Below are 10,356 nucleotides of genomic sequence, written 5' to 3'. Positions count from 1 at the left end.
GCGAGCACCTGCCGGAGTGGACGTTCACGGTGCCGCGCGGCGGCGGCACCCTGTGGTTGCGCTTGGACGGCACCGGCGCCACCCCGCTCGCGGAGGCGGCCGCCCATCACGGGGTACGCCTCGCGCCCGGCCCCTGGTTCGGCCTGGAGGGCACCCTGGAGAACTACCTCCGCCTGCCCTTCACTCAGCCGCCCCAGGTGCTGACGGACGTGGTTACCCGCATCCGCGCCGCCCGCGACCACGGCCCCACCGGCACCCCGCACGCGTCGGAGGCGCTCATCGCGATGGTGTGAATCGTTGATGGATCAAGGCCCCGCTGGTCGTGGTGCCTTATCGCGCGGCCTCGTGCCAGGTCTCCCTGGCGTGCATCAGCTCGGCCAGGTGCCGTCTCGACCACTCGCAGCCCGCGTTCATGGGTTCGAGGAGGCTGCGGCCGAGCTCGGTCAGCTCGTACTCGACGCGCGGCGGGATCTCCTCGTACGCGGTGCGTGTGAGCAGGCCGTCGCGTTCCATGGCGCGCAGGGATTCGGTGAGCACCTTCGGGGTGATGCCGCGCAGCGTCGTCTGGAGCTCGTTGAAGCGCCGCGGGGCCGACTCCAGGCAGCGGATGATCTTCGCGGTCCACTTGTCGCCGACGCGGATGGGCGCGGCTACCGGTGGGCATCCGGCGAACATGTCCGGATCGAGCGGCTCGGCCATTCCGACATCGTAGGCGCAAAATCCGCTACCTGCGGTGGACTGCTGGGACGCGGTCCACCGGAGTAACTATCGTTGCGGAAAGCGACATCTCACCCTTTACCGTCGGCGCGTGACCGGGAAGTCCGGCCACACGAACGGAGTGTGGCGAGAGTGAGCAAGATCGTGGTCTTCGGCGCCGGCGGGCGGGCCGGGAGGCGGGTGGTCGCGGAGGCGGCCGGGCGCGGGCACGAGGTGACGGCCGGGGTGCGGCTCGTGGACACGCCGGACTCTCCGGCCGACGCCCGGGCGTTCTCGCTGGGGCACGCGGCGGAGCTGGAGGTGTTCGAGGGGGCGGAGCTCGACTGGGTGGTGCTCGCGCCGCCGCCCGTGTTCCTCGACGACTCGGCGTCCAGGACGGGGCGGTACCGGATCGGCGGTGGGCAGGTGCCGGCGCTGGAGCCGCCGCTGTCGTTCGCCGACCTGGCGGTGGCTGTGGTGGACGAAGTCGAGCGGCCCAGGCATCACCGCGTCCAGGTCGCCGTCTCCTACCAGCCTGGCGCCGGGGCCCGACCCTGAAGGGTCACGCACTGTGGCTTCGAGCACGCCGGTCAGAATTTCGGTTCCCGACCGAGGCCCCCGGGCAGCCCGTTCCAACCCCCGGGAGCGGTAATGGAGGACGGCGGCGGCCAAAGCGCCTGAGGAGATCCCCGACGCCGAGAATGAGCAGTTGGTCCAGCGGGTGTGCGCGGTCGATGTGGCCAAGGACGCGGGCAAGGTGTGCGTGCGGGTGCCGGCCGCGAAGAGGGCTCACGCATGAAAAACGCCCGGCCACAGAGCGGCCGGGCGATTCTCAGGGTGGTCAGTGGCGGCGGCCGATGACCTTGACCCAGTCCTTGCCCTCCGCCGGCGAGAGCCAGCGGGAGCCGTCGAAGACCGCGCGGAACGTGCCGGACGTGCGGGCGGGCACCCTCGTCGAGAAGTAGCCCTTGCTGCTGGTCCTGATCGTGTCCACGTACTCCCAGCGGCCGCTGCCGTCGGGCTGGAAGAGGATCACGATCCGCTTCCAGGACAGGCGGTGCCAGCGCTCCTGGTCCTTGCAGGTGTCCGCGTGGAGGACGGAGACGAAGCCACTGATGTAGTCCTCGTCGCACTCCACGGAGAGCTTGCCCTCGAGGTTGATGGGCCGGCCCCGCCATGCGGGCTCAGGGTTCGCGTCGAACTGCAGGCTGGTGTAGCCCGCGACATCCGGGTCCAGACCCGGGTCCGGGTCCGCGAGGGCCGGCGAGGCGGCGGTGGCCACCATCGTCGCGCCCAGGGCGGCAGCCGCCAGGCCGGCGGCTAGACGTCGCATCTTCAAATCGAAATTCCTTCCCCGTCTGAACGCGCCCCGAATCGGGGCACGTCATCGCCAATGACGCGTAAGGGTAAGGAAAAGTTGCGGTAAAGTTGATCACAATTCCGCAACGACGGTTTAAGGCCACACCAAGAGTCATATTTCGGTTATTGCGTAATTTGTTGGGACTTAGAGCTGTCTGGTGCGTAGTGTCCTGTTCCGGGGTAATGGACGCGCCAGAAGCCGCCCGTGCGGCCCGAGATCGTCGTCTCGAAGGCCCCGGAGGCGTCCGTGGTCGCCTGCCCCGCCTCGTCCCAGGCGGTGGACTCATCGGGGCGCCACAGGATCTCCAGCGGCTGCTTGGCGAACGGTCCGTATCCGGTGTAGCCGCGCGGATCCACCCGCCTCAGCGAGCCGCTCAGCCGTACCGCGCCGGAGCGCCCGGCCTTCTCCGCCATCACCGAGGAGAGTCTCGTGGCGCGCCTGAGCTGGAACGACGCGTATTCGGTGACCGTCGCGCCGCGCGGTCCCTTGGCGGTGGCGGTGATCGTCCAGGTGCCGGTCGGGTAGTAGCGGTTCAGCCGCTTGTCGGGCAGGAAGCGCCAGGTCTCCCAGCCGTCGGCCACGCGTGCCGTCTTGAGGGGCCCCGTAGCCTGCCCCGCCACCTGTGCGAGCGCGGGAGCCACGGGCCGGACCCCCACGTTGATCGCGCGCTGGGCCCCCGTGTCAGGGGCGGACGGGATCTCCGCGCTGGGCGTGAGTACGACGGACCGGGTCACGCTCGGGCTGGGGGTCGGGGATGGCGCCGGTGGCTTGTCGAGAGACTCGTCGTCCGGCTTGCCATCGAGTACGGGTCGGGGCGGGGCGCCGGGCTCGACCTTGACGGAGACGCCGTCCTTGCCCCGCGTCCCCTTGGCGACCACGTCGATCACCAGGCGGATGGAGTCGTACGCCCCCACCACGGGCTCCTCGGGACGTACCGTGATGGCGCGGATGGCGAGCTCGGGCTCGGTCTCGGGCGGGGACGCGGGCATGGAGAGCGGCCCCGCCGCGAGCGAGGCGACAAGAAGGGTTCTGATCATGATCGAGACGGTAGGAACCATCCGGTAATGACCAGGACCTCGACACACGCCACGAATGGCAAAGCCGGGATCAGACCTCGCTACCTGTGGTGATCCGCTGAACGCGGATCACCGTAGAGCCCCTCGATGATGTCGGCGTACTTGGCGTGGATGATCCGCCGCTTGAGCTTCAGGCTCGGCGTGAGCTCCTCCGTCTCGGCCGTCCACTCGGTGCCCAGCAGGGCCCACTTCTTCACCTGCTGCACCCTGGCCAGCTTGGCGTTGGCGGCCTCGACCGCGGCCTCCACCTCCTTGAGCACCTCCGCGTGCTCGGCCAGCTCCGCGAGCGAGCCGAAGGCGATGCCGCGCGCCTGCGCCCAGCCCGGTGCCACCTCCCCGTCCAGCGTCAGCACGGCCACCGGATGCGGCCGGTTGTCGCCGTACGCGAGGGCCTGGCCGATGAGCATGTGCTCCTTGAGGTGGTTCTCGATCTCGGCGGGGGAGATGTTCTCGCCGCCCGAGGTGATGATCAGCTCCTTCTTGCGGTCGATCACCCGGCAGAAACCGTCCTCGTCGACCGTGCCGATGTCGCCGGTGTGCAGCCAGCCGTCGGCGTCGACGAGGTCAGCGGAGGCCTCGAGGCGGTTGAGGTAGCCGCGGGTGTTGAGCGGGCTGCGGGTGAGGATCTCGCCGTCCTCGGCGATGCGGATCTCGACGCCCGGCTCGGCCCTGCCGACCGTCCCCAGGCGGTAGCAGGAGGGGCCGTTGCCGGTGAACGCCCCGGTCGTCTCCGTCATGCCGTACACGTCGATGACCTTGAGCCCAAGTCCGGCGAAGAAGTGCTGCACCTCGGCGGGCAGCGGCGCGGCGCCGGTGGCGGTCCACTCGGCGCGGTCGAAGCCGATCATGCCGCGGATGATCGACAGCAGTGAGGAGTCGGCCTGATCGTAGGCGGCCTGGATCTCGGGGGTGATCGTCCGGCCGTACTGGCCCGCCTCCACGTACGCGGCGCCCGCTTTCATGGCCTGGCGGACGGCGGCCTGCTGCTCCTCCGGCTGGGTGGCGAGCACGGCGAGCAGGCGGGCCATCATCTTCTCCCACACCCGCGGCACCCCGAAGAACATCATCGGCCTGACCTGCCCCAGCGTCGTGCCCAGGTTGGCCAGGTCGGTGCAGAAGTGCACGTGGGAGACCTTCACCAGGGGCACGTAGAGGCTGAGGATCCGCTCGGCGATGTGCGCGTACGTGAGATAGGAGACCTGCGTGCCCATGACGGGCAGGTTCGCGATGCGGTCGGTGGCGGCGGCCTCGTAGAAGACGTTCGCGTGGGTGAGGGGCACGCCCTTGGGCATGCCGGTCGTGCCGGAGGTGTAGAGGACGGTGACCACGTCGTCGGAGGTGATCGCGCGCCAGCGGGCCTCGACCTCGCCCGGGTCCACGGCCAGCCGGGCGCGGCCCAGCTCGAGTAAGTCCTGCCACGCCATGAACCGCTCGCCGGCGGGCGCCCCCTCGAGCATGATGATCTTGCGGAGGCCGTCGAGGCGGTCCAGCACAGGCTGCCAGCGGGCCAGCTCGGCGGGACCGCCCAGCACCGCGTACCTGGCGCCCACGTCCCCTGCCACGAACGCGATCTGCTCGGGCGCGAACGTCGAGTAGACCGTGCAGCCGACGCCGCCCGCGTGCACCGCGCCCAGGTCGGCGAGCACGTGCTCGCTCCGGTTGACCATCATCAGCGCCACCGGCTCGCCCGGCTGCAGCCCCAGGGCGACCAGGCCCGCGGCGATCTCCAGAACCCTCTGGCGCGCCTGCGCGTAGGTCAGCGTGGTCCAGCCGTCCCCTTCGGGGTCGGAGTACGCGGGCGCGTCCGGGTACTGCTCGGCGACGTGCAGGAGCTGCCCGCACACGGTACGGCCGGTGATCTCCCGCTGGATCTCGGCCCGGACTTCGAGGACTTCGGCCATGGCACCCGCCTCCAGTCAGTGTTCACTTGCGTGAGTGGCCTGAATCGCACCACACGGGCCAGAGAGCGGCAATAGCTTGTGCGGAAAGACCTGCGTCCATCACATAAAGTAATCGTGCTAATTCGTACAAGGGGGGCGAATGCGGGACAAAACGTTCTTCGGGCATCCGCGGGCCCTGGCCACGCTGTTCGGCACCGAAATGTGGGAACGGTTCAGCTGGTACGGGCTGCGGGCGATCCTCGCCACGTTCATGGCGGCCTCGCCCGCCCAGCAGGGCCTCGGCCTGCCGGAGGAGACGGCGCAGGCGGTGGTGGGCGTTTACGGGGCGCTCATCTACCTGGTCGCGCTGCCCGGCGGCTGGATCGCGGACCGGATCCTGGGGGCGCGCAGGTCGGTGTTCCTGGGCGGGTCCCTCATCCTGCTCGGGCACGTCAGCATGGCCGTCCCGGTGACGTCGCCGCTCTTCGTGTGGCTCGGCCTGCTGCTGATCATCAGCGGCACCGGGCTCCTCAAGCCGAACATGTCCGTCATGGTCGGCAGGCTCTACCCGCAGGAGGACGACGGACGCAGGGACGCCGGGTTCTCGCTGTTCTACCTCAGCATCAACATCGGCGCCTTCTTCGCGCCCATCGTGGTCGGCTGGCTGGCCGACGGCAACCGGTGGCACCTGGCGTTCAGCGCCGCCGCCGTCGGGATGGCGTTCGGCCTGATCCAGTACGTCCGGGGCAGCCGCGACCTGCGCGGCATCGGCGAGCGACCGGCCAATGTCGACCACCGGAAACTCGGCCGCCTGGTCGCCCTGGGGGTGGCGGCACCGGCGATCGCCCTGGCCGCCTGGGCGGCGACGGGCACGTTCACGATCGACCGGCTCACCGTGGTGATCACGGTGGTCATCGTGCTCGTGACCGTGGGGTACTTCTGCTACATCATGCTCGGCAGCCATGACCTCACCGAGGACGAACGGATCCGGATGAAGGCGTACATCTGGCTGTTCGCGGCCGCGTCCATCTTCTGGATGATCTACGACCTGGCGCCGAGCAAGCTGCTGTTCTTCGCCAGGGACCACACCGATCTGTCGCTGTTCGGCGTCGCGATCCAGCCGGCCACCACGCAGGCGTTCAACCCGCTGTTCATCATGATCTTCGTGCCGGTGTTCGCGGCGCTGTGGGTGAAGCTCGGGACGCGGGTGAGCACCCCGCAGAAGTTCGCGTTCGCGCTGGTCATGGTGGGGTTGAGCTTCGTGGTCATGGCGGTCGCGGCCGCCCTGGCGGGGAACGGGCGGGTGTCGGTTTGGTGGCTGGTGCTCGTCTACCTGATCCAGGTGTTCGGGGAGCTGTCGCTGAGCCCGGTCGGGCTGTCGGTGACGACGAAGCTGGCGCCTGAGGCGTTCAAGAGCCAGATGCTCGGGGTCTGGTTCATCGCGTTCTCGGTGGGCGACGCGATCGGCGGGCAGACGGGGCGGCTCGGCCGGGTGCTGTCCGATCCGGCGTACTACCTGGTGCTGGCGTCAATGGCGGTCGTGGCCGGGCTGGCGCTGTTCATGTTCACGCGGCAACTGCGGGTGATGATGGCCGAGCACCACGAACCCGCCATGCGGTAAACATTGCGAACGTGACTGAGCTTCTCGACCTTGTCGGTATCTTCGTCTTCGCCCTGACGGGGGCACTCATGGGGGTGCGCAAGCGGCTCGACGTGGTCGGGATGGTGGTGCTGGCCGAGATGACCGCCCTGGGCGGGGGCGTCGTGCGCGACCTGATACTCAACGTCCGGCCCGCCGCCTTCCAGAGCCTCGGGTACGTGCTCGTGCCGCTGGTGGCGACGTTGATCGTCTTCTTCTGGCACCCGCACGTGGCCCGGGGAATGCCGGTCATCCTGGTGCTGGACGCGGCGGGGCTGGGGCTGTTCAGCGCGGTGGGGACGCAGAAGGCCCTGGAGTACGGCCTCAGCCCGCTGCACGCCGCCCTGCTCGGAGTGGTGACGGGCGTGGGCGGCGGCATGCTGCGCGACCTGCTGGCCGGGGAGATCCCGACCCTGCTCTACGACCGGCAGCTCTACGCGGTGCCCGCCATGCTGGGCTCGGGGGCGATGGCGGCGCTGTCCTCCCACGGGCTGCACGGGTGGCCGGCCACGCTGGCGGCGGCGGTGCTGGCGTTCGGGCTGCGGATCGCGGCCATGCGCCGCAAGTGGCGCGCTCCGCTGGCCAGGGGAGCCGGTGAGTGACGGCTGGGGCTCCGGGTCCAGCCGGTGTGGAATCGATCTACGGAGCATTGCGTTGCTCGTGCCAGGAAGGGTGATTTTGAGCGCCACCCGATGGGCGTCGTAGTCTGGCCCTTTGGCGAACGAACAGGAGGTGACGCCCCGTGTTGCGAGACTCGTTCGGACGGGTGGCGACAGATCTGCGGGTGTCCCTCACGGACAAGTGCAACCTGCGCTGCACGTACTGCATGCCGCCCGAGGGCCTCGACTGGCTCCCGAGCGCGCAGCTCCTCACAGCCGATGAGATCGTCCGCCTCGTGACGATAGGCGTCGAACGCCTGGGCATCACCGAGGTGCGCTACACGGGCGGAGAGCCCCTCATCCGGCGCGAGCTGGTCGACATCGTCGCCCGCACCACCGCCCTGACCCCCCGGCCGCAGGTCTCGCTGACCACCAACGGCATCGGGCTGGCCCGGCTCGCCGAGCCGCTGGCCGCCGCCGGGCTCGACCGGGTCAACGTCTCGCTCGACACGCTCGACCCCGCGACGTTCAAGCGGCTGGCCCACCGCGACAGGCACGCCGACGTGATCGCCGGGCTCGCCGCCGCCTCCGACGCCGGCCTGCGCCCCGTCAAGGTGAACGCGGTGCTCATGCGCGACCTCAACGACCAGGAGGCGGTGCCGCTGCTGCGGTGGTGCCTCGAGCAGGGGTACGAGCTGCGCTTCATCGAGCAGATGCCCCTCGACGCCCAGCACGGCTGGACGCGGGAGGGCATGGTCACCGCCGACGAGATCCTCGACCGGCTGTCGGCCGCGTTCGACCTCACGGACGACGACCTGGAGGAGCGCGGCAGCGCGCCGGCCGAGCGGTTCCTCGTGGACGGAGGTCCCGCCCGGGTCGGGGTGATCGGGTCGGTGACGCGGCCGTTCTGCGGGTCCTGCGACCGGGTCCGCCTCACGGCCGACGGCCAGGTGCGCAACTGCCTGTTCGCCACGGAGGAGTCCGACCTGAAGACGGCCATGCGCGACGGGGCGTCCGACGAGGAACTGGCCGAGCGGTGGACCGCCGCCATCGCGCGCAAGCGCGCCGGACACGGCATCGACGACCCGTCCTTCCTCCAGCCGTCCCGGCCGATGTCCGCCATCGGCGGCTAGCGCGGTGGCGCCCTCGGGGCCCGGACCGGTGCCCTTCGACGCGGTGATCCTGGCCGGGGGAGAGGCACGACGCCTGGGCGGCGCCGACAAGCCCGGCCTCACGGTGGGCGGCAGGTCCCTCGTCGAGCACGTGGTGGCGGCCGTGGCCGGTGCCGGGAGGACCGTCGTGGTCGGCCCGGCGCGCTCGATCCCCGGTGTGGTGTTCGCCCGCGAGGACCCGCCGAGGAGCGGTCCCGTTCCCGCCCTTGCCGCCGGGCTGAACGAGGTCACCGCGCCGTGGGTGGTGCTCCTCGCGGGCGATCTCCCGTTCATGACGGCGACTCACGTGACCGCACTGCTGGACGCCGCGGCGGGCGCTCAGACGGCCCGTGGGGTCGTGATGGTGGACGACGGCGGGCGGGAGCAGTGGCTGGCCGGGGTGTGGCCGGCGGCCCCGCTCAAGGCGGCGCTCGCCGCCTACTCGGGACGCTCGCTCAAGGGACTGCTCGGCCCGCTGGCCGCCGTCCGGCTGGCGCTGCAGGGCAGGCCGTGGTTCGACTGCGACACAATGGACGACCTGGAGGAGGCTCGCATGAACGTGCTCAACGAATGGACCGTCCTGGCCTGCAAGGAGCTGGGCATCGACCCGGCCCGCGTGGACCGCGACCTGATTCTCGACCTCACCAAGGAGGTCGCTCACGGCGTCGCCAGGCCGGCCGCGCCCCTGACGGCGTACCTGCTGGGCCTGGCCCAGGGCGCCGGCACCGCCCCCGACGACGCCGTGGCGAAACTGATCACATTGGCGAAGAACTGGGGGCAGGCCACAGCCGAGACGCTGACAGACAGCTGAGACTCGAACGAACTGTTGAAGTCAAGCTCGCTCCCGCCTGAAGATTTCCTGAGCATAACGAGGCGGGAGGGAGTGTAAACGATTTCGGGAAAGCGGCCCTACCGACGCGCTCGGTGGCGTCGTTGATCAATAAGGCCTACCGGAGAAAAGGCGACGCCGGGTGGTTACGGGGGCAAACCACCCGGCGTCGCGTCATCGGCGTTCCGACGGGGGCCCGGAACGCCGGCACCAGCACTCCGACGGGGGACCGGAGCGCTATGGCTAAAGCGTACACCTACAACCCATGGGATGCGTCAAGACTTAGTCACGACCCGATCTCGCGTCGATGCAGCGGTATCTCGGTTTGGTTAGCTTCAGGCGACTGAAAGGTAGGCGGAGGGGCACCCTTGCCCCTCTCATTGGCCCCGATTACGGCTATGTATGGCAAAAAGACGGCCCCGGCGATGAAGAGCAGCCGGTACGGCCACGGCACCGGCACCACGACGGCCAGGATCAGGCAGATCGTGCGGATGCCCATCTTGATGAGGTAGCCGATCTCGCGCTTGCGGATGTCGGCCGTCAGGGACGGCTCGGCGTCCGTGACCTGGTGGACGACCGGTCTCCTACGCCACCCCTTCATATCTTCCACGGTAGACCTAGGGAGGGGAGGGTGCGACAGCGCCCCGGTGCGGGGACGGGGGTCATGCGATCATGGCCTTCGAGTAAGGAGGATGTGGAGATGACGGATCGAACGTACCGGGTCACCGAGATCGTGGGCACGTCCAGGGAGAGCGTCGACCAGGCCATCCGCAACGGCATCAGCCGGGCCTCGCAGACGCTGCGTCACCTCGACTGGTTCGAGGTGACGGAGATCCGCGGGTATCTCGACGCGGGGGAGGTCTCGCACTTCCAGGTCGGCATGAAGGTCGGCTTCCGCCTCGAGGACGCCTGAGTCGCCGCCCTCCGCGGCCCTGTGACGGCCCTGGAGGCCTCTGTAGCGCCTCAAAGGCCAAATCCCCTCCGTGCGGCGGCCGGTGTGCGCCAGGGGGACGAGGGGAGAAGAAAGCGCCGGGGCGGGGGGGCCCCGGGGGGGGGGGGCCGCGGGGGGGCGGGGCGGGGGGGGGGAGGCGACCCGGAGTAAAAAAACACAAAAAAAGATTAAGAA

General features: G+C 69.7%; 11 protein-coding genes and 1 pseudogene. 7 read left to right on the top strand and 5 right to left on the bottom strand.

From position 1 onward, the window contains the following. Positions 1-293: pseudogene (locus AB0J09_RS42810) on the top strand (PLP-dependent aminotransferase family protein); the annotation flags it as partial. Between the two features lie 37 nt (positions 294-330). Here the strand turns inward: AB0J09_RS42810 and AB0J09_RS42805 are convergent. Continuing rightward, complete coding sequence (locus AB0J09_RS42805) at positions 331-699, bottom strand: helix-turn-helix domain-containing protein (protein ID WP_360704398.1); 369 nt, start codon at positions 697-699, stop codon at positions 331-333. A 150-nt stretch (positions 700-849) separates the two neighbouring features. Between AB0J09_RS42805 and AB0J09_RS42800 the strand changes: the two genes are divergently transcribed. Beyond that, a complete protein-coding gene (locus AB0J09_RS42800; protein WP_360704395.1) occupies positions 850-1,254 on the top strand; it encodes a hypothetical protein in 405 nt (134 codons plus the stop codon). A 283-nt stretch (positions 1,255-1,537) separates the two neighbouring features. Here the strand turns inward: AB0J09_RS42800 and AB0J09_RS42795 are convergent, their stop codons facing one another. The 3 genes from AB0J09_RS42795 to AB0J09_RS42785 form a co-directional block, all read right to left on the bottom strand. Further along, positions 1,538-2,029, bottom strand: coding sequence for a hypothetical protein (locus AB0J09_RS42795; protein ID WP_360704392.1), 492 nt, complete (start codon positions 2,027-2,029; stop codon positions 1,538-1,540). Between the two features lie 149 nt (positions 2,030-2,178). Continuing rightward, positions 2,179-3,093: a hypothetical protein gene (locus AB0J09_RS42790; RefSeq protein WP_360704389.1), complete on the bottom strand. Its 915-nt coding sequence runs from the start codon at positions 3,091-3,093 to the stop codon at positions 2,179-2,181. Positions 3,094-3,173: 80 nt separating this feature from the next. Then, the gene (locus AB0J09_RS42785) at positions 3,174-5,033 is read right to left on the bottom strand and encodes a long-chain fatty acid--CoA ligase (protein ID WP_360704386.1); all 1,860 of its coding nucleotides are present in this window, start codon (positions 5,031-5,033) and stop codon (positions 3,174-3,176) included. 139 nt (positions 5,034-5,172) lie between these two features. Here AB0J09_RS42785 and AB0J09_RS42780 point away from each other — a divergent pair, with 139 nt between their 5' ends. From AB0J09_RS42780 to AB0J09_RS42765, 4 genes are all read left to right on the top strand, one after another. Continuing rightward, positions 5,173-6,633 carry an oligopeptide:H+ symporter gene (locus tag AB0J09_RS42780; RefSeq protein ID WP_360704383.1) on the top strand — a complete coding sequence of 487 codons (1,461 nt, stop codon included), beginning with the start codon at positions 5,173-5,175 and terminating at the stop codon, positions 6,631-6,633. Between the two features lie 11 nt (positions 6,634-6,644). Continuing rightward, on the top strand, positions 6,645-7,253 hold the full coding sequence (locus tag AB0J09_RS42775) for a trimeric intracellular cation channel family protein (protein ID WP_360704380.1): 609 nt from the start codon (positions 6,645-6,647) through the stop codon (positions 7,251-7,253). A 140-nt stretch (positions 7,254-7,393) separates the two neighbouring features. Further along, complete coding sequence (gene moaA, locus AB0J09_RS42770; protein ID WP_360704377.1) at positions 7,394-8,383, top strand: GTP 3',8-cyclase MoaA; 990 nt, start codon at positions 7,394-7,396, stop codon at positions 8,381-8,383. Positions 8,384-8,411: 28 nt separating this feature from the next. Next, the gene (locus AB0J09_RS42765; protein ID WP_360704374.1) at positions 8,412-9,212 is read left to right on the top strand and encodes an NTP transferase domain-containing protein; all 801 of its coding nucleotides are present in this window, start codon (positions 8,412-8,414) and stop codon (positions 9,210-9,212) included. A 304-nt stretch (positions 9,213-9,516) separates the two neighbouring features. Here AB0J09_RS42765 and AB0J09_RS42760 read toward each other — a convergent pair whose 3' ends face one another. Then, entirely contained in the window at positions 9,517-9,831 is a 315-nt protein-coding gene (locus AB0J09_RS42760) for a DUF3099 domain-containing protein (protein ID WP_360704371.1), read from the bottom strand. Positions 9,832-9,930: 99 nt separating this feature from the next. Between AB0J09_RS42760 and AB0J09_RS42755 the strand changes: the two genes are divergently transcribed. After that, the gene (locus AB0J09_RS42755; protein WP_360704368.1) at positions 9,931-10,143 is read left to right on the top strand and encodes a dodecin; all 213 of its coding nucleotides are present in this window, start codon (positions 9,931-9,933) and stop codon (positions 10,141-10,143) included. Positions 10,144-10,356 lie beyond the last annotated feature (213 nt).

Origin of the sequence: Nonomuraea sp. NPDC049784 (assembly GCF_040659615.1) — a bacterium.
Lineage (GTDB): Bacteria > Actinomycetota > Actinomycetes > Streptosporangiales > Streptosporangiaceae > Nonomuraea.
This window is presented reverse-complemented; position numbering and strand designations above follow the sequence as displayed.

Bases quoted from the DNA above. Each gene is read 5' to 3' on its own strand.
- AB0J09_RS42790 (WP_360704389.1), bottom strand. From the start codon at position 3,093: ATGATCAGAACCCTTCTTGTCGCCTCGCTCGCGGCGGGGCCGCTCTCC.
- AB0J09_RS42785 (WP_360704386.1), bottom strand. From the start codon at position 5,033: ATGGCCGAAGTCCTCGAAGTCCGGGCCGAGATCCAGCGGGAGATCACC.
- AB0J09_RS42760 (WP_360704371.1), bottom strand. From the start codon at position 9,831: ATGAAGGGGTGGCGTAGGAGACCGGTCGTCCACCAGGTCACGGACGCC.
- AB0J09_RS42780 (WP_360704383.1), top strand. From the start codon at position 5,173: ATGCGGGACAAAACGTTCTTCGGGCATCCGCGGGCCCTGGCCACGCTG.
- AB0J09_RS42795 (WP_360704392.1), bottom strand. From the start codon at position 2,029: ATGCGACGTCTAGCCGCCGGCCTGGCGGCTGCCGCCCTGGGCGCGACG.
- AB0J09_RS42805 (WP_360704398.1), bottom strand. From the start codon at position 699: ATGGCCGAGCCGCTCGATCCGGACATGTTCGCCGGATGCCCACCGGTA.
- AB0J09_RS42755 (WP_360704368.1), top strand. From the start codon at position 9,931: ATGACGGATCGAACGTACCGGGTCACCGAGATCGTGGGCACGTCCAGG.